Source organism: Stenotrophomonas sp. YJH_SMC_40, assembly GCF_059368615.1.
Map to the genome: position 1 here is coordinate 356878 of NZ_JCAFRX010000004.1, position 18097 is coordinate 374974.

The 18097-nt window shown below is 66.2% G+C and carries 19 protein-coding genes; 11 read left to right on the forward strand and 8 right to left on the reverse strand.

The annotated features are described in order from the left end of the window. Nucleotides 1-17 precede the first annotated feature (17 nt). The 5 genes from can to asnS form a co-directional block, all read right to left on the reverse strand. Nucleotides 18-680, reverse strand: a complete 663-nt coding sequence (gene can, locus AC5P6X_RS09990) for a carbonate dehydratase (RefSeq protein ID WP_005413910.1) — start codon at nt 678-680, stop codon at nt 18-20. A 74-nt stretch (nt 681-754) separates the two neighbouring features. After that, a complete protein-coding gene (locus AC5P6X_RS09995) occupies nt 755-1393 on the reverse strand; it encodes an FMN-binding negative transcriptional regulator (RefSeq protein ID WP_049448997.1) in 639 nt (212 codons plus the stop codon). Nucleotides 1394-1400: 7 nt separating this feature from the next. Continuing rightward, nucleotides 1401-1715: a hypothetical protein gene (locus AC5P6X_RS10000; RefSeq protein WP_006453002.1), complete on the reverse strand. Its 315-nt coding sequence runs from the start codon at nt 1713-1715 to the stop codon at nt 1401-1403. 7 nt (nt 1716-1722) lie between these two features. Further along, nucleotides 1723-2022, reverse strand: a complete 300-nt coding sequence (locus tag AC5P6X_RS10005; RefSeq protein ID WP_005410232.1) for a hypothetical protein — start codon at nt 2020-2022, stop codon at nt 1723-1725. A 30-nt stretch (nt 2023-2052) separates the two neighbouring features. After that, nucleotides 2053-3447, reverse strand: a complete 1395-nt coding sequence (gene asnS, locus AC5P6X_RS10010) for an asparagine--tRNA ligase (protein WP_005410231.1) — start codon at nt 3445-3447, stop codon at nt 2053-2055. A 128-nt stretch (nt 3448-3575) separates the two neighbouring features. Between asnS and AC5P6X_RS10015 the strand changes: the two genes are divergently transcribed. The 5 genes from AC5P6X_RS10015 to rplI all read left to right on the forward strand — a co-directional run bounded on the left by AC5P6X_RS10015 (nt 3576) and on the right by rplI (nt 5987). Beyond that, nucleotides 3576-3914, forward strand: coding sequence for a HesB/IscA family protein (locus AC5P6X_RS10015; RefSeq protein WP_005410230.1), 339 nt, complete (start codon nt 3576-3578; stop codon nt 3912-3914). 66 nt (nt 3915-3980) lie between these two features. Further along, nucleotides 3981-4523 (forward strand): CbrC family protein, encoded by a 543-nt coding sequence (locus tag AC5P6X_RS10020; protein WP_049448999.1) that lies wholly within the window; start codon nt 3981-3983, stop codon nt 4521-4523. A 230-nt stretch (nt 4524-4753) separates the two neighbouring features. Then, nucleotides 4754-5191 (forward strand): 30S ribosomal protein S6, encoded by a 438-nt coding sequence (gene rpsF, locus AC5P6X_RS10025; RefSeq protein WP_005410228.1) that lies wholly within the window; start codon nt 4754-4756, stop codon nt 5189-5191. 11 nt (nt 5192-5202) lie between these two features. Further along, nucleotides 5203-5433 carry a 30S ribosomal protein S18 gene (gene rpsR, locus AC5P6X_RS10030; RefSeq protein WP_002804494.1) on the forward strand — a complete coding sequence of 77 codons (231 nt, stop codon included), beginning with the start codon at nt 5203-5205 and terminating at the stop codon, nt 5431-5433. A gap of 104 nt (nt 5434-5537) precedes the next feature. Beyond that, a complete protein-coding gene (gene rplI, locus AC5P6X_RS10035; RefSeq protein WP_005410227.1) occupies nt 5538-5987 on the forward strand; it encodes a 50S ribosomal protein L9 in 450 nt (149 codons plus the stop codon). Between the two features lie 130 nt (nt 5988-6117). On the opposite strand, the gene AC5P6X_RS10040 is transcribed toward rplI, so the two are convergent. Together AC5P6X_RS10040 and AC5P6X_RS10045 are read right to left on the reverse strand one after the other, a co-directional pair. After that, entirely contained in the window at nt 6118-6552 is a 435-nt protein-coding gene (locus AC5P6X_RS10040) for a hypothetical protein (RefSeq protein WP_329756832.1), read from the reverse strand. A 9-nt stretch (nt 6553-6561) separates the two neighbouring features. Further along, on the reverse strand, nt 6562-7170 hold the full coding sequence (locus tag AC5P6X_RS10045; protein ID WP_108270220.1) for a DUF1963 domain-containing protein: 609 nt from the start codon (nt 7168-7170) through the stop codon (nt 6562-6564). Nucleotides 7171-7481: 311 nt separating this feature from the next. Here AC5P6X_RS10045 and smc point away from each other — a divergent pair, with 311 nt between their 5' ends. Both smc and zipA read left to right on the forward strand, forming a co-directional pair. Further along, a complete protein-coding gene (gene smc / locus AC5P6X_RS10050) occupies nt 7482-10985 on the forward strand; it encodes a chromosome segregation protein SMC (protein ID WP_088436568.1) in 3504 nt (1167 codons plus the stop codon). Between the two features lie 46 nt (nt 10986-11031). Beyond that, nucleotides 11032-11772 (forward strand): cell division protein ZipA, encoded by a 741-nt coding sequence (gene zipA, locus AC5P6X_RS10055; RefSeq protein ID WP_005410225.1) that lies wholly within the window; start codon nt 11032-11034, stop codon nt 11770-11772. A 95-nt stretch (nt 11773-11867) separates the two neighbouring features. Here the strand turns inward: zipA and AC5P6X_RS10060 are convergent, their stop codons facing one another. After that, entirely contained in the window at nt 11868-12992 is a 1125-nt protein-coding gene (locus AC5P6X_RS10060) for a pyridoxal phosphate-dependent aminotransferase (protein WP_099605151.1), read from the reverse strand. Between the two features lie 248 nt (nt 12993-13240). On the opposite strand from AC5P6X_RS10060, the gene ligA reads away from it, so the two are divergent. The 4 genes from ligA to AC5P6X_RS10080 all read left to right on the forward strand — a co-directional run bounded on the left by ligA (nt 13241) and on the right by AC5P6X_RS10080 (nt 18068). Beyond that, a complete protein-coding gene (ligA, locus tag AC5P6X_RS10065; RefSeq protein ID WP_171039725.1) occupies nt 13241-15712 on the forward strand; it encodes an NAD-dependent DNA ligase LigA in 2472 nt (823 codons plus the stop codon). 49 nt (nt 15713-15761) lie between these two features. Continuing rightward, nucleotides 15762-16247 carry a GNAT family N-acetyltransferase gene (locus AC5P6X_RS10070; protein WP_005413904.1) on the forward strand — a complete coding sequence of 162 codons (486 nt, stop codon included), beginning with the start codon at nt 15762-15764 and terminating at the stop codon, nt 16245-16247. Beyond that, on the forward strand, nt 16244-17200 hold the full coding sequence (gene epmA / locus AC5P6X_RS10075) for an EF-P lysine aminoacylase EpmA (RefSeq protein WP_049449005.1): 957 nt from the start codon (nt 16244-16246) through the stop codon (nt 17198-17200). The genes AC5P6X_RS10070 and epmA overlap by 4 nt, the downstream gene beginning before the upstream one ends. A gap of 139 nt (nt 17201-17339) precedes the next feature. Beyond that, nucleotides 17340-18068 carry a DUF3011 domain-containing protein gene (locus tag AC5P6X_RS10080; protein WP_005413902.1) on the forward strand — a complete coding sequence of 243 codons (729 nt, stop codon included), beginning with the start codon at nt 17340-17342 and terminating at the stop codon, nt 18066-18068. The last annotated feature ends 29 nt before the right edge of the window (nt 18069-18097 follow it).

The window sequence follows — 18097 nt, forward strand, 5'->3', positions numbered from 1 at the left end:
CGTGGTCCGTAGTGAGGTCAGTCGCGCCGGCCCTGGCGGGGCACGTAGGACAGTGCCTTTTCATAGGCTGGCTTCAGCTCTTCCGGTCCACCGACATCGATGCCCATTTCGCTGACCCGGCCGTTCTTCAGGCTGTAGACCCAGCCGTGCACCATCAGCTTCTGCCCGCGCGCCCAGGCGTCCTCGACGATGGTCGAACGGCACAGGTTGGCGACCTGCTCGATCACGTTCAGTTCGCACAGGCGGGCATGCTTCAGCTCGTCATCCTCGATCGCATCGAGGATGCCCTGGTGCTTCTGCACCACGTCGCCGACATGCCGCAGCCAGTTGTCGGCCAGGCCGACGCGGGTATTGTGCAGGCAGGCGTGCACGCCGCCGCAGCCGTAGTGGCCGACGATCAGGATGTGCTTCACCTTCAACTGGTCCACCGCGTACTGCACCACGCTCAGGCAGTTCAGGTCGGTGTGCGCGACCACGTTGGCGACGTTGCGGTGCACGAACACTTCACCCGGGGCCATGCCGATGATCTGGTTGGCCGGCACCCGCGAGTCGGAGCAGCCGATCCACAGGTATTCCGGATGCTGCTGCTTGGACAGCTGCTGGAAGAACTCAGGGTCTTCCTTGGCGATGCGGTCGGCCCAGTCGCGGTTGTTCTGCAGCAGGCGGTGGATGTCTTTCATGTGCGGTATCCCTGGCGTCGGGTGGGGGCAAGGCGCGGCCGTTCTGGTCGCGCCGTCGCGGGAAGCTGGGGTGATCAGCCGCTGGAGGCGGACTGTTCACGGTGCCAGCGCATCCACTGCGCCAGCTCATGGGAGGACGGGGAGGCGAGCGCTTCCAGTGCGGCGATCACGGCCTGCTGGTTGGCGTCGGGATGGTTCTGGCTGAGTTTCAGCTTCAGCTGCACGTGTTCCACCTGGAAGCGGAAGCCGACGATGGCGCGCAGCTCCGGGCCGTGTTCGGCGCGCGCGGCATCGAACCGCCAGGCCTGGCCGACGCTGGCTTCGAAGCGGTCGCTGATCGCGCCGACCAGTTCGGCCAGCGCATCAGCGTCGTCGAAGGTCTGCAGCTGGCCACGCAGCTCGGCAGCGGCGTAGTTCCAGGTGGGTACCCGCGCGGCGGGCTCCTTGTCCGGATACCAGCTGGCCGAGACGTAGCCGTGTGGGCCATCGACCAGTACCTTGGCCGCGCCGCTGTGGCGCGACTGCGGGTTGGCGCGGGCCCAGTGGCCGCGCAGTTCGATCTGGTCGCCGTCACGCCGGTACAGCACCGGCATCCGGGTCAGCTCCGGCAGGCCATCGCTGCCGGGGGTGAGCACGGTGACGAACGGGTCGCGCGCCAGCAGGCGGTCCAGCCAGAGCAGGTCGGTCTCGGCGAAGGCGCGCGGGGTGAACATGCAGGGGTCAGGCGCGCCCGCCCAGCGACTGGATCATGCGGCCACGCAGACCCTCGTCGCTGTCGGCCTGCGGCGGCTGCACTTCGTGCAGGCTGAAGCCGCGCACCAGTGCGTCCTCCTCGTCCAGGCCGTCGTACTCGACGAACTCGGCGTCGAACAACTGCGAACGGGCGGTGTCTTCGCTGTCGTAGCTCAGCGTGTTGCCATCGCTGTCGAGCACTTCGGCGGTGCCGGCCGGGCGAACGCGCAGGCGCGCCCAGATCAGGGTGTTGCCGAGGCTGGCCAGCCACCAGCTGTCGCGCGAGGCGGTGATGTCGTTCATGAGCGTATTACCAGAGCGAGGCCAGCCAGAGCAGGGCGGCCATGCCCAGTCCGGCCAGCAGGGTCAGCAGCGATACCCAGGCCGGTGTCGCCAGCCCGGACAGCGAGCGGTCCGGTTGCTGCCGATAGTCGCGGCGCAGCAGCCAGGCCAGGGCATCGGGCTTGAGGAAGGCGCCGCTGCCGAAGCGCGCGGCGAGCGCCGGATGGCGGTCGCGCACGTGCACCAGGGTCAGCGGCCAGAAGATCACGAAGGCACTGAACCCGGCCACTGCAACGCCGACGAAACAGAGGGCGAAGAACAGGGTCATGGGGGCAGTACCTCCGTGGTCGTATGGGGCTTAGAAGTCCGCGCTGCCCGGGGCGCGCGGGTAGGGGATCGCATCGCGGATGTTGGACAGCCCGCAGACGTACACCACCAGGCGCTCGAAGCCCAGGCCGAAGCCGGCGTGCGGCACCGAGCCATAGCGGCGGAAATCGCGGTACCAGCTGTAGTGTTCGCGATCCAGGCCGAACTGGGCCATGCGCGCGTCCAGCACGTCCAGGCGCTCTTCGCGCTGGCTGCCGCCGATGATCTCGCCGATGCCCGGGGCCAGCACGTCCATCGCGGCAACGGTCTTGCCGTCGTCGTTCAGGCGCATGTAGAAGGCCTTGATGTGCTCCGGATAGTTGGTCACCACCACCGGGCGGCCGACGTGTTCCTCGGTCAGCCAGCGCTCGTGCTCGGTCTGCAGGTCCAGGCCCCATTCGACCGGGAAGTCGAACTTCCTGCCGGACTTCTGCAGCAGGCTGACCGCGTCGGTGTAGTCGATGCGCTCGAACGGTGCGTTGATGAAGTCTTCCAGCTTGGTGATCGCGTTCTTGTCCACGCGCTCGGCGATGAAGGCCAGGTCGTCGCTGCGCTCGTTCAGCACCGCACGGAACAGGTACTTCAGGAACTCTTCGGCCAGGCGTGCGTCTTCGGCCAGGTCGGCGAAGGCGATTTCCGGCTCGATCATCCAGAACTCCGCCAGGTGGCGGGTGGTGTGGCTGTTCTCGGCGCGGAAGGTCGGGCCGAAGGTGTAGACCTTGCTCAGCGCCAGGCAGTAGGCCTCGACGTTCAGTTGGCCGGACACGGTCAGGAAGGTTTCCTTGCCGAAGAAGTCGCGGCTGAAATCGATCGCGCCCTTCTCATCGCGCGGCAGGTTCACCATGTCCAGGGTGGACACGCGGAACATCTGGCCGGCGCCTTCGGCGTCGGAGGTGGTGATGATCGGGGTGCTGATCCAGTTGAAGCCGTTCTCGTGGAAGAAACGGTGCACGGCCTGGGCCAGGCAGTTGCGGATGCGGGTGACCGCGCCGAACAGGTTGGTGCGCGGGCGCAGGTGCGCCACTTCGCGCAGGAACTCCGGCGACATCGGCTTGGGCTGGATCGGGTAGGTGAGCGGGTCTTCGACCCAGCCGACCACTTCCACTGCACTGGCCTGGATCTCGAACGACTGGCCCTTGCCCTGCGACTTCACCAGGGTGCCGGTGGCGATGACCGAGCAGCCGCTGGTCAGGCGCTTGATCTCGTCGAAGTTGGCCAGGCTGTCGCCGGCCACGACCTGGATCGGGGCGAAGCAGGAGCCGTCGCTCACATTCACGAAGGCCAGATTCGCTGAACCGCGCACCGTGCGCACCCATCCGCGTACCGTGACTTCGCCGCCTTCCGGGATCTTCCCGGCAAGCGCATGTTCAACGCTGACCACCGTCATGACTTGAATCCTCTGCTGATCGACTCGATCTGTGAACACGGGAGTTTACCGGTTGCAGCGTTCTGCTTGCGAGGCATTTTTCGCGGCGACGGCTCCTTATAATGTCCCCGTACCTCTGGAGTAGCCCCATGGCCGTCAGCCTGACCCCCATTGCCTTCGAGCGCGTGCAGCGCTTTGTCGCCCAGACCCCCGGTGCGCTGGGCCTGCGTTTCGGCGTGACCAAGACCGGTTGCTCCGGCTGGGGCCACATCACCGACCTGGCACGCGACGAGCGCGAGGGCGATACCGTGTTCGAGCAGGATGGCGTGAAGATCTATGTCGACGCCAAGAGCCTGGCGCTGGTGGACGGTACCGTGATCGACTTCGGCAAGCACGGCCTGAGCGAGACCTTCACGTTCAGCAACCCCAATGCCACCGCCGAGTGTGGCTGCGGCGAGAGCTTCACCACCGACGCCGACAAGGCCTGACGGCCCGGCGCGTCCCGGTAGCTGCCGACCTTGGTCGGCACGCGGGGCTCGGCAGGGACCCCACGGATGGAACGACCGGCTTTTACCTATCACCCCAACGCCTACGCCCTCTCCTTCGAAGAGGTCGACGGAATCTGTGACTGCTGCGGCCAGCCGCGCACACTGCGCTACCGCGGGCCGTTCTACACCCGTCTGCGTCCGGATTACCTTTGCCCCTGGTGTATCGCCGACGGCAGGGCGGCGGCCAGCTACGAGGGTGAATTCACCGGCTGGAGTGATATCGAAGGGGTCTCGCCAGACCCGGCCGACCCGCCGCCGAGCATCGCTCGTGAGCTGCTGCTGGAGATCTGCGAGCGCACGCCGGGCTACCCGTCCTGGCAGCAATCGGTCTGGCTGAGCCATTGTGAACGGCCCTGCGCCTTCCTCGGTTTCGCCGGCAGCGACGATCTGCTGCCCATCCTCGACCAGGTCCGGCCCGATGTGGCGGCAGTCAATCCACGCGACACCGACTGGGTCTTGGCGCACCTGAGCCGGGACGGGATGATGGTCGGCTGCCTGTTCCAGTGCCTGGAATGCGGCCAGCATCGCCTTCACGTCGACCTGGGGTGAATCCAGGCGGATTCTTGGGCTGTGCGGGGCTCCGGTAGCGGCCAGCCTGGGTCGGCATGGGGGCTGCGCCCCCGGTTCAGGTTGCCTTGTGACCCGCCGGTTGCCCGGCACCCCCATCTGCGCCATAATGCGCGGCTTCCTGCCTCCCGGCGGGAATCCTTGCCCCACCGCGGTATCAACGGCGGGGGGCTGTCCGGCCGCAAGGCCACATCCGAAAGGTAGAAAAAAACATGAGTCGTCATTACGAAATCGTGTTCATGGTCCACCCGGACCAGAGCGAGCAGGTCCCGGCCATGATCGAGCGCTACAAGTCGCTGGTCGAGAACGGCAACGGCACCATCCACCGTCTGGAAGACTGGGGCCGCCGCCAGCTGGCGTACCCGATCCAGAACCTGGTGAAGGCCCACTACGTGCTGATGAACATCGAAGCCGACCAGGCCGTTCTGAACGAACTGACCGAGAGCTTCCGCTTCAACGACGCCGTGCTGCGCAACCTGGTCATCAAGCGTGACGAGGCTGACACCGAGCAGTCGCTGATCATGAAGAGCAAGGACGAGAAGGGTGACAAGCCGGAGCGCGGTGAGCGCCGTCGTCGTGACGACGAAGAAGGCGAGTCCAACAACACCGCTGACAACGAAGCCGGCGACGACGCCGCTTCCGCCGCCTAAGGAGCCTTCCCATGTCCAAGTTCTTCCGTCGCCGCAAGTTCTGCAAGTTCACTGCTGAAGGTGTGAAGGAGATCGACTACAAGGATCTCAACACCCTGCGCCAGTACCTGACCGAGAACGGCAAGATCGTGCCGAGCCGCGTCACCGGTACCAAGTCGAAGTACCAGCGCCAGCTGGCGACCGCCGTCAAGCGCGCTCGCTTCCTGGCCCTGATCCCGTACACCGACAACCACGACGTCTGATGCCAGCGGGGCGGCCCGGCGCCGCCCCCGCTGTGCCAGCTATTCGGACAGCCTTTGTTGCGGGGCATCGCCTCGCTAACGAATAACTTATCTGGAGCAATACCATGCAGCTGATCCTCCTGCAGAAAGTCACCAACCTCGGCAACCTGGGCGACCTGGTCGACGTGAAGCCGGGCTACGGCCGTAACTTCCTCGTGCCGCAGGGCAAGGCCGTGCCGGCCACCGAGAGCAACAAGGCCGAGTTCGAAGCCAAGCGCGCCGAATACGAAGCCAAGGCCCAGGCCATCCACGCTGACGCCGAAGGCCGCAAGGCCAAGCTGGAAGGCGCGAGCGTGACCATCGCCGCCAACGCTTCGACCGAAGGCAAGCTGTACGGCTCGGTTGGCCCGCGCGACATCGCCGAGGCCTTCACCGCCGCCGGCCTGCCGCTGGAAAAGAGCGAAGTCATCCTGGGCGAAGGCGCCTTCCGCAACATCGGCGAATACGACGTGCTGGTCCACCTGCACGCCGACGTCGAGACCACCGTCAAGGTCGTCGTCGTCGCCGAAGCCTGATCCCGCGCCGCAAGGCCTGGCATCACCGCAGAACGGGCGCCCGCAAGGGTGCCCGTTTTGTTTTGGGCGATCGTCGGATATGTGGAGTCGAGCCATGCTTGACTTGCCGTCCGTCCTGCACCACTGCTTGCTAGACAGCCTCACCCAGGAAGTAGCGTTCGAAATCTGCAAGCGCATTGGCAACGTCCATCCGTAGTTGATCGGGTTGCAGAAGTTCTCCTGCGCAACGTGCGCGTTCGATCATCATGTCGATACAGGTCGCCATGTCTGCTGATACAACAGGTACGAGGGCGTTCCTGTCGATGGTTTTCCAGGGCTGGCAGGCGTAGACCATATCCATGGTCAGCAGCTGCCTTTTGAGAAACAGCTTCAAGCGGTCTGGTCCATCCGGTTCGAATGTCCAGATCGTCCCGGAGATCCGAAGAACGATTCCGAATTTGGTGATGGATCGAAGATAGTTCCCCTTCACATGACGCTCGAAGCAGATGTTCAGTTGTCTCTGGAGCGGGGCAAAAAGGGCGCCTGACGGCGGATCGCCATACTGGCCGCTGATCTGTATCTGCATGGGCGGCTCTCAAGTGGTCTGGATGACGAATCGACCGCAGTCCGTCGAAGGTGAGGGAATGTTGCGATCAAGCAACAGATAGCCCATTCCGCCGACCAGGATTCCTCGATGCGTCGGTGCTGCCCGGTTCAATCGGGAAGCGTTGATCTGGAGGATGAATTCCCGTCCATCAGCGCAATCGTCCTGAAGCCAAGCGGGAATTCCGCCGATCTTGGCGATTCCGTTCTCGACGTCATCCGGGATGGAGGCTGTGGCAGTGGTGATCAGGCGTGGGTCAAAAGGGGGCGCTGCGCTGTCTGCGCCGGGTTCGTGGGGCGCGTAAGCGATGACGCGTCCGCCAGTCAGTAGAGCGGTTTCGATATAGGCATCATCAAGAACGTCATAAGGCGTGAAGATCGACACGCAGAGGTGAGCTCTGATTGCGATCTTCGGGATGTGCGTTTGAATGAAGGGAGCAGGTAGGCTCGCAAGATGAAGCATTGGCTTCCCCTTGGCGTCGCAAGGCCAAGGAGTATCGGCGGGCAGGTACGGATCGCCTCCAAGAAAGGCGCGATCCAGGGCCTGGCCAAGGTGTTCAAACTTCAGCTCCTGATGGGGAGGCTGGCTAGGGCTATTCATTGGTCAATGTTGCAGCCTTGATCGGTGGCTGGCTAGGCTGATCCTTGAAATGTACTTTAAAATCAAATATTTGGTTTCGGATTGAGGGGGCTTCACGGTCCTGAGGCGACATTCAAACGTGAAAGGGAGTGCGTGTATGGGCATTCTCGGCCGGTCATCCCGCCCGTGGAACATTCGCGCCGTTATACTCATTCCATTGTGTCACCCTTGGCTTCATTGAATTCTTTTGAAATCAATGGCTTGAGGTGCTGGCTGACCTGACATCCACAATGCGGACGCCCCCGGGGCGCCTGTTGGAACCCAATCACGCCATGCGTCTTTCCACGATCAAGCTCTCCGGCTTCAAGTCGTTCGTCGATCCGACCACCCTGCACCTGCCGACCAACATGACCGGCGTGGTGGGGCCCAATGGCTGCGGCAAGTCGAACATCATCGACGCCGTGCGCTGGGTCATGGGCGAGAGTTCGGCCAGCCGCCTGCGTGGCGACTCGCTGACCGACGTGATCTTCTCCGGGTCCAATGCCCGCAAGCCGGTGTCGCAGGCCACGGTCGAGCTGATCTTCGACAACTCCGACCACACGATTTCCGGTGAGTACGCCTCGTTCAACGAGATCTCGGTCAAGCGCACGGTCAGCCGCGACGGCACCAGCAACTATTACCTCAACGGCACCAAGTGCCGTCGCCGCGACATCACCGATCTGTTCCTCGGCACCGGTCTGGGCCCGCGCAGCTACTCGATCATCGAGCAGGGCATGATCAGCCAGATCATCGAGGCGCGCCCGGAAGACCTGCGCGTGTACCTGGAAGAGGCAGCCGGCATCTCCAAGTACAAGGAGCGCCGCAAGGAGACCGAGACCCGCATCCGCCACACCCGTGAGAACCTGGACCGGCTGGGTGACCTGCGCGACGAGATCAGCAAGCAGCTCGAACACCTCAAGCGCCAGGCCAAGCAGGCCGAGCAGTACCAGGCCCTGCAGGAAGAGCGCCGGATCAAGGATGCCGAGTGGAAGGCGCTGGAATTCCGTGGCCTCGATGGGCGCCTGTCGAAGCTGCGCGAAGGCCTCTCGCAGGAAGAGACCAAGCTGCAGCAGCTGATCGCCGATCAGCGCGACGCAGAGGCCCGCATCGAAACCTCGCGAGTGCGTCGCGAAGAGGCCGCCGATGCGCTCAACACCGCGCAGGCGGCGGTCTATCAGGTCGGCAGCACGCTGGCCCGCCTGGAGCAGCAGATCCAGCACCAGCGCGAGCTGTCGCAGCGCCTGCACAAGGCGCGCGACGAAACCCAGCAGGCCCTGGCCGAACTGGGGCAGCACATCAGTGGCGACGAGGCCAAGCTGAGGGTGCTGCGGGAGTCGGTAGAGGCCGCCACCCCGCAGCTGGAAGAACTGCAGGAAGAAAACGAGATAAAGCAGGAAAGCCTGCGCGAGGCTGAAGACCGGCTGGCCAGCTGGCAGCAGCGTTGGGAACAGCACACCTCGCAGAGTTCGGAAGCCTCGCGCGCCGGCGACGTCGAGCGCACGCGCGTGGACTACCTGGACAAGCAGATCCTCGATGCCGACCGGCGTCGTGAAGCCCTGGCCGCCGAGCGCGCCGGGCTGGACGTGGATGCGCTGGAAGAAGCCTTCGAGCAGCTGCACCTGCAGCACGACACGCAGAAGACCGCGCTGGATGAACTGAGCGAAGACGTCGAGCTGCGCAAGCAGGGCGTGGCGGCGGTGCAGGAACAGCAGCGCAATGGCCAGAACGAACTGGCCGAACTGCGCAAGCAGGCCAATGGCCTGCGCGGTCGCCTGGCTTCGCTGGAAACCCTGCAGCAGGCCGCGCTGGGCCAGGAGCAGGGTGCTGCCGTGGCCTGGCTGAAGGCGCGTGGGCTGGACTCGGCGGCGCGTGTCGGCGAACGCCTGGATGTCGATGCCGGTTGGGAAAACGCGGTGGAAAGCGCGCTCGGCCAGTTGATCGAAGGCGTGCTGGTCGATGACCCGGCCAGCTTGGTCGACGCGCTGGGCGAACTGGGCGAGGGCCACATTGCGCTGGTCGCCAACGATGGCGCGGACCTGAAGGTCGCGCCGACCTCGCTGGCTGCACGCGTGCGTGGCCCGGCAGCGATCCGGCGCCTGCTGGCGCACCTGCACGGTGCCAGGGATCTGTCCGAGGCCAAGGTGCTGCAGGCCAGCCTTCCGGAAGGCGATTCGATCATCACCCAGAGTGGCGAGCGCCTGGGCCAGGGCTGGCTGCGCGTATCGCGCTCCGGTGCCGCCGCGCAGGGCGCGCTGCTGCGCGAACGTGAGATCCAGGAACTGCGTGAGCAGATCGAGCAGCTGCAGGACCGCGAGGCCGAACTGGAAGAACAGCTGGCCGGCTTCCGAGAGCAGCTGCAGGCTGCCGAACAGCAGCGCGAAGACGCGCAGCGCGCGCTGTACCAGGCCCATCGTGCGGTGTCCGAACTGGCCGGCCAGCTGCAGGGCCAGCAGGGCAAGGTGGAGGCAGCGCGCACGCGCATCGATCGCATCGAAGGCGAGCTGAAGCAGCTGCAGGAAACCATTGAAGCCAACAACGAACAAGCGCGTGAAGCGCGCTCGCGGTTGGAGAACGCGGTCAGCAGCATGGGCGACCTGGAATCGACCCGGCAACGGCTGGAGGGCGAGCGCCGCCAGTTGACCGAGGCGCGCGACCTGGCTCGCGACGCCGCCCGTGCGGTACGCGAGCGCGCGCACTCGCTGGCCCTGACCCTGGAATCGCAGCGTGCGCAGCTGGCCTCGTTGAGCCAGGCGCTGGAGCGCATGGGCACCCAGCGCGGGCAGCTGGATTCGCGCCTGGGCGAGCTGCATTCGCAGCTGGACGAAGGGGATTCGCCGGTCGAAGCGCTGCAGGCCGAGCACCAGAATGCGCTGGAAGAGCGCGTGCGCGCTGATCGCGTGCTGACCGAGGCGCGAACGATGCTGGACGGCATCGACGCCGAGCTGCGCAACTACGAGCAGACCCGCCACCAGCGCGACGAACAGGCATTGGCCCAGCGTGAGCGTATTTCGCAGCGCAAGCTTGACCAGCAGGCGCTGGTGCTCAGCGCGGATACCCTGCAGGCGGCGGTGGAAAAGGCTGGTTTCGTGCTGCAGGACGTGCTCAATGCACTGCCCGAGGACGCCCGCCTGGGCGACTGGGAGCAGGCCGTGCACCAGATCGATGGCCGCATGCGCCGGCTGGAGCCGGTCAACCTGGCCGCGATCCACGAGTATGGCGAGGCCTCGCAGCGCTCGGACTACCTGGATTCGCAGCACGCCGACCTGACCACAGCGCTGGAAACCCTGGAAGATGCCATCCGCAAGATCGACCGCGAGACCCGCGGCCGCTTCAAGGACACTTTCGACCGTGTCAACGCCGGCGTGCAGGCGCTGTACCCGCGCCTGTTCGGTGGCGGCCACGCCTACCTGGAATTGACCGGTGAAGACCTGCTCGACACCGGCGTGACCATCATGGCGCGCCCACCGGGCAAGCGCGTGTCCAGCATCTCGCTGCTGTCCGGCGGCGAAAAGGCGATGACCGCAGTAGCGCTGGTGTTCGCCATCTTCCAGTTGAATCCGGCACCGTTCTGCCTGCTGGACGAGGTGGACGCACCGCTGGATGAAGCCAACGTCGGTCGCCTGGCCAACATGGTCAAGGAAATGAGCGAGAAGGTGCAGTTCCTGTTCGTCAGCCACAACAAGGCGACGATGGAGGCTGCGCACCAGCTGTCGGGCGTGACCATGCGCGAACCGGGTGTCAGCCGCCTGGTCAGCGTGGACCTGGAAGAAGCCGCACGATTGGCGGGCGCGGCCTGACGTGCCATCCTAATTACCTGAATGAACTAGCCGGAGAACCTATCGAATGTCCGACACGGCACTGTTGCGCATCGGCATCCTGGCCGCCGGCCTGCTGTTGATCGCTGCGATCTTCCTGTTTGGCCGTCCGAAGAAGAAGCCCCAGGGGCGTCGCGTGGAAAGCGCGGAACCGACCGGCGGCGAGCGTCGCGAGCCGGTGCTGGGCGATGATGGCGTCACTGTGGCCGATGGCCGCGTAGAGCCGGGCATGGGCTCGGAAGGCGAGCAGGCCGAGCTTGGCCTGGCCGACACCGACGCCGGCGCGGCCAGCGACCTTGGCAAGCGCGCCACCCAGGACTTCGACAAGATCGTGTCGCTGTTCGTGGCCGCTCGCGCCGGCGAACAGCTGCGTGGCGAAGACATCGTGGTGGCGGCGGAGAAGACCGGCCTGGTGTTCGGCCACATGAACGTGTTCCACCGACTGGTGGAAGGCCACCCCGAGCGCGGCCCGATCTTCTCGATGGCCAGCATCATGAAGCCGGGCAGCTTCGACATGGCCAACATCCGCGCCATGGAGACCCCGGCCATCGCCTTCTTCCTGACCCTGCCGGCGCCGCTGACCGCGCTGGATGCCTGGGAGAAGATGCTGCCCACCGTGCAGCGCATGGCCGAGCTGCTCGACGGCGTGGTGCTGGACGACAGCCGCAACGCTCTCGGCCGGCAGCGCATCGCGCACATCCGTGACGAACTGCGTGCCTATGATCGCCAGCACCAGGCGCCGCCGCTGACCAAGACCCCGCGCTGGTGAGCGCCATGGTGTGCCGACCAACGGTCGGCACCCATAACAGTAGATCCACGCCATGCGTGGATGGGGCGAACCAAGGTTCGCCCCCACCAACAGGGTCAGGCCGGTACGCCGGCGACCTTGGCAAATGCCCTGCGGAACGCGGCCATTTCATCTTCGGTGCCGACGGTCACGCGCACGCGCTGTGGCCAGATCGGCCAGCTGCGGCCGATGATCACGCCGTTGTCTGCCATGGCCTTGGCAAAGGCGGCACCGTCGCGCTGCACATCCACCACGAAGCAGTTCGCTTCCGACGGCACGCAGCTGAAACCACGCTTGCCCAGCCACCCGACGGTGGCCTGCCGCACCTTGGCATTCTGCAGGCGCCGCTGCGCGATCAACTGAGGATCCTGCAGGCTGGCCAGTGCCGCGGCCAGTGCTGGCACGGGTAGCGGGTTGTCGCCCAGGCTGGCCAGTTCGCGCAGGCGGTCGGGATGCGCGGCCGCCACGCCCAGGCGCAGGCCGGCCATGCCATACAGTTTGGAGAACGTGCGCAACACGATCAGGTCATCGCGCTGCGCCACCTGCGCGATCAGGCTCGGCTGCTCGCTGTACTGCAGGTAGGCCTCGTCGACCAGTACGCGGGTGGACGCAGGCTTGTGGGCCAGCAGCCAGGCGAGCTCATCCGGCGGGCTGATCGAGCCGGTCGGGTTGTTCGGGTTGCACACATACAGCAGGCCGGTCGAGCGCGCGTGTGCGGCGGCCACCATCGCGCGCAGGTCATGTGCGCCATCGTTGCGCAGCGGCACCTTCTGCACGTATGCGCCGTGTGCGGCGGCGACCTCGCCCAGCGTCTCGAACGTCGGGTCGGCGACTACCAGTCCCGCCTGCGGGCCGGTCCACAGCACGGCGGCTCGGTTCAGCGGTTCGCTGGAGCCCGGATAAAGCCGCACGTGATCAGCCGGAATGTGGGCCTGTTCGATGAAGGCGTCGCGCACCTGACCGGCCAGTGCGAAACGGTAGCGGCCGCAACCGGCGATGCTGTCGCGTGCCGCCTGCTGGGCTGCGGCCGAGGGGCCGTAGGGGCATTCGTTGAAGTTCAGCAGTACCGCGCCCTCGGCGGGGGCGGGGGCGGCGGCAGTCGCGGGTTGGGCATGGCCGAGTTGCGGCAGCCCGCTGCCGGCGACGGCGAGGCCGGCACCGGCCAGTTGCAGGAAGCGTCGACGGGAAGCGGGCAGGGGCACGGGCAGGATTCCGAAGGGCAGACCGTCGCACGCTAGCGCCGGTGAGGGTGGGCGGCAAGCTGCTTTTTGTGGCGTCGAGCCATGCAGATGTGCCAACCAAGGTTGGCACCTGCCGGAACGAGGGAGAAGGTTGGCACCTGCCGGAGCGGGGAGTGCCCGTCGAGCACGCTCGACGCTGCAAAGGCGGCGGCGTTACAGGGCCTGACGGCTGGGCGCGGTAGAATCCCCGGCCATCCCAGAACCACCGGATCCCGATGAGCCCCAGCCCCGCCGAACGCGCCGAAGACCTTCGCCGGCAGATCGCCCAGGCCAACCGCGCCTACCACGAGCTGGACGCGCCGGAGATCCCCGACGTCGACTACGACCGGATGGTGCGCGAGCTGGAAGCGCTGGAGCGCGAGCACCCGGAACTGGCCCGTGCCGACAGCCCGACCCAGCAGGTCGGTGCGCGCCCCTCTGGCCGCTTCCCGGAAGTGCGCCACGCGGTACCGATGTTGTCGCTGTCCAATGCCTTCAGCGACGAGGAAGTGGCCGATTTCGTGCGTCGCATCGATGAGCGCCTGGGGCGTCGCAGCCTGCGGTTCTCGGCCGAGCCGAAGATGGACGGCCTGGCGATCAGCCTGCGCTACGAGGATGGTCATTTCGTGCTTGGCGCGACCCGTGGCGATGGCAGTACCGGCGAGGACGTGACCGCCAACCTGCGCGAAATCGGTGACATTCCCAAGCGCCTGCACGGCAAGGACTGGCCGGACGTGCTGGAGGTGCGCGGCGAGGTCTACATGGCCCGCGCCGACTTCGAGGCCTACAACGAACGTGCGCGCCTGCAGGGCGGCAAGGTGCTGGCCAATCCGCGCAACGCGGCGGCCGGTTCGCTGCGCCAGCTCGACCCGAAGATCAGTGCGCAGCGCAGGCTGAGTTTCTTCGCCTACGGCACCGGCGAAGTGCAGGGCGGCGAGCTGCCGGACACCCATTCGGGCACCCTGGCCCAGCTCGGCGCCTGGGGCTTCCCGGTCAGTGAGCTGTGCAAAGTGGTGGAGGGCACCGACGGCCTGCTCGGTTACTACCGCACTATCGGTGAACGCCGCGACGGCCTGCCGTTTGATATCGATGGCGTGGTCTACAAGCTGGATGACCGGGCGGGTCAGCAGGCGATGGGCTTCGTCTCCCGTGCGCCGCGCTGGGCCATCGCGCACAAGTTCCCTGCGCAGGAACAGAGCACCACGGTGGAGGCGATCGAGATCCAGATCGGCCGCACCGGTGCTGCCACGCCGGTCGCGCGACTGGCGCCGGTGGCTGTGGCTGGCGTGATCGTGTCCAACGCCACCCTGCACAACGCCGACCAGATCGCGCGCCTCGATGTGCGCGTTGGCGACAGCGTGATCGTGCGCCGCGCTGGCGACGTGATTCCCGAGGTGGTCAGCGTCATTCTCGACCGCCGCCCGCAGGGCACCACGCCGTGGCAGATGCCGACGCGCTGCCCGGTGTGCGGCTCGGAGATCGTGCGTGAGGAGGGGGCGGCGGCGTGGCGTTGTTCGGGCGAACTGTCCTGCCCGGCGCAGCGCAAGGAAGCCATTGCCCATTTCGCTTCGCGCCGTGCCATGGACATCGACGGTCTCGGCGACAAGTACATCGAAACCCTGGTCGACGCGGGCATCGTCAAGAGCGTGGCCGACCTGTACCGGCTCAGCCGCGATACGCTGCTGCACTTGAAGCTGGTGCTGGACGCCGAGGAGCCGTCGGCGCTGGCAGCGGCGCTGAAGCTGCACCTTCCCGCCGAGGGCAGTGGTGCGGTGCTCAATGCGGTGCTCAAGCTGGACGGCAACGATCCGGGCTGGCGCGCGCAGGCGCTGGCGCAGCCGGCCAGCTTCGAATGGAACACGAAGAAGATCGCCACCAAGTGGGCCGACAACCTGATCGCAGCGATCGACGCCAGTCGTGCGGCCACGCTGGAGCGCCTGCTGTTCGCGCTCGGCATCGAGCATGTGGGCGAGAGCACGGCCAAGGCGCTGGCGCAGTGGTTCGGTGACCTGGAGCTGATCCGCCACCTGCCGTGGCCGTTGTTCAAGCGTGTGCCGGACATCGGTGGCGAAGTGGCGCGTTCGCTTGGCCACTTCTTCGAGCAGCAGGGCAACCAGCAGGCCATCGATGACCTGCTGCAGGTCGGCCAGGTGCGCATCGCCGATGTGCATGCGCCCAGTGCCAAGCTGCGCGAAGGGCTGGATCTGGCGCAGTTGCTGGTCGAGTCGGAGATCCCCGGCATCACCCGCCTGCGCGCCGAAAAGCTGGTGGCTGCGCTTCCCGGCGCACAGGCGGTGCTCGATGCCGAGCATGGCCAGTTCGTCAACGCCGGTCTGCCCGATGACACCGCGCGCGGTCTGGCCGAATGGCTGGACGCTGATGGCCACGGTGCGATGCTGTTGGTCGCCGAGAACGCGATGCGGGAGATCCTGGCCAAGGCGCCGGCGCTGGCCGAGATCGTGGCGGGTCCGCTGGATGGGCAGACCGTGGTGCTGACCGGCACCCTGGCCCAGCTCACCCGCGATGCCGCCAAGGAACGCCTGGAAGCGCTGGGTGCCAAGGTCTCCGGCAGTGTGTCGAAGAAGACCAGCTTCGTGGTGGCCGGTACCGAGGCCGGCTCCAAGCTGGACAAGGCACAGTCGCTGGGCGTGCCGGTGTGGGATGAGGACCGCCTGCTGGCCTATCTTGCCGAACACGAATGATGACGCCGCCGGGTGCCCGGCACCCGGCATGAAGCACAAAGGAACACCGATGCAGACTGCCCCACTGGATTTCCGCCTGGCCACCCGTGCCGACGAAGAACTGTTGATCGCGTTGATGCGCGAGTTCTATGCCGAAGACAGGATCGACTTCGACGACGCGCGCGTGCGTCGCGGCGTGGATGCGCTGCTGGCCGACCCACGCAACGGCGAAGTGCTGCTGTGGCTGGACGAGGCGGCCGAGGTGGTCGGCTATGCAGTGATCGCGATGGGCTTCAGCCTGGAGCAGGGCGGCCACTTCATGCTGCTGGACGAGTTGTACCTGAGCCATCGTGCGCGTGGTCGCGGCCGCGGCAAGCAGGCGCTGGCCATCTGCGAACAGCGGGCACGGGGCCGCGGCGTAAGCCGCCTGCGCCTGGAAGTGAACCACCACAACGAGCTGGCCCGTCGCCTCTATCTGGCGAGCGGTTACATCGATGACACCCGCGATCTGCTGACCCTGCCGCTGGACCACCCGCGCCCGGAGGGCATCCTGTGAGCGAGGCCCTGCTGCGCGCGCTGCAGCAGCGCGCCGCGCTCAATGCGCTGGTGCGCCGCTTCTTCGCCGAACGCGATGTGCTGGAAGTGGAAACGCCGATCCTGTCGGTGGCCGGCAACACCGAGCCGAACATCGACAGCTTCCATACCGATTTCACCGGCCATGTCGATGCCGGCGGACGCCGCCGCTGGCTGCGCACCTCGCCGGAGTATCCGCTCAAGCGCCTGTTGGCGGCGGGCGTGGGTGACTGTTACGAACTGGGCCGGGTGTTCCGCAATGGCGAGGCGGGCGGCCGCCACAACCCGGAATTCACCATGCTGGAGTGGTACCGGGTTGGCTGGGATCATCATCGCCTGGTGCAGGAGACCGCCGAGCTGGTCGGCCAGGCGCTGGCGCTGGTCGGGCGCAGTGCGACCCTGCGCGTGCTGAGCTACCGCGAGCTGTTCCAGCAGCATGTGGGCGTTGACCCGTTCAAGGCCGATGAGGCTGCATTGCGGGCCACGCTGGGTGATGTGCACATCGATCCGGTCGGTTTGACCCGCGACGACTGGCTGGACCTGTTGATGACCCATCGCATCCAGCCGCAGTTTGATGACACCGTCATGACCGTGGTCCATGACTGGCCGTCCAGCCAGGCGGCGCTTGCGCGCATCCGTGCCGGTACACCACCCCTGGCCGAGCGTTTCGAGTTGTACCTGGGCGCGGTGGAGCTGGCCAACGGCTATCACGAACTGAACGACGCCCACGAGCAGCGCGCGCGCTTCCAGCGTGACCTGCAGCGACGACATGAACGTGGCCAGGTGCAGCCGGCGCTGGACGAGGCGCTGCTGGCCGCGCTGCCATCGATGCCGGCGTGCGCGGGCGTGGCGGTGGGGGTCGATCGCCTCCTGATGGCGATGAACCGCACGACGCGCATTGCCGACGTGCTGGCCTACGACTTTGCCCACGCATGAGCGACGTGCGTTCCTGAACGTCAAAGACTGAACGGAATTCCGCGATTCCGCGCTTGCTTCGGTAAGCAGGATGATGCTTTTATCACGGCAGATGCCGGACACTGGCACGCAGTTCATCCATTCCTGCTGGGGGAAGGCTTTGGTCAAGTGGTTTGCGGTTGTCGCTGCACCGGTTTACTCCATCGCGCTCTGGGGTGCCTGGCTGCCGTCATCGGCATCTGCCCAGCAGGCCGGCTACGACGGTGAAGTGGTGACCTGCGAATCACGCGACATGGGCTGGGTGCATTGCGATATCGATGTCAGCAACGGCGTCGACCTGGTGCGCCAGCTTTCCAACAGTAGCTGCATCCGTGGCAGCGAATGGGGTACCGACCGCAGTGGCGTGTGGGTCACGCTGGGCTGCCGCGCCGAGTTCCGCGCACGCCGCGCTGCGGGTGCCGCGCCGGTAGCCAGCGAGGGCAAGCGCCTGGTCCGTCGCGTGGTGCGTTGTGAATCCAATGGTCGCCCGCAGAGCTGCCCGGTGCGCCTGGATGGCGCGCCAGTACGCCTGCTGCGCCAACTGTCGGCGCTGCCATGCCGCGAAGGGCAGGGCTGGGGCTACAAGCGCAATGAAGTCTGGACCAGCCGCGGTTGCCAGGGGGATTTCGAAGTGGCTGACGAGGACGGCCGATTCGTTGACGTACCACGCCGGCTGACCTGTGAATCGAAGTCGAAGAAGCGCCGTTTCTGCGGCGCCAGCATCTCGGTCGGTGCCGCCGTCTCCGAGCAGCTGTCCAGCACGCCGTGCGAGGAAGGCAGTACCTGGGGCTGGAGCCGCAACGGCATCTGGGTGGACGGTGGCTGCCGCGCCGAGTTCTCGGTGAATTGAGCCGGGCGAGCTCCAACCCCGGGGGGCGT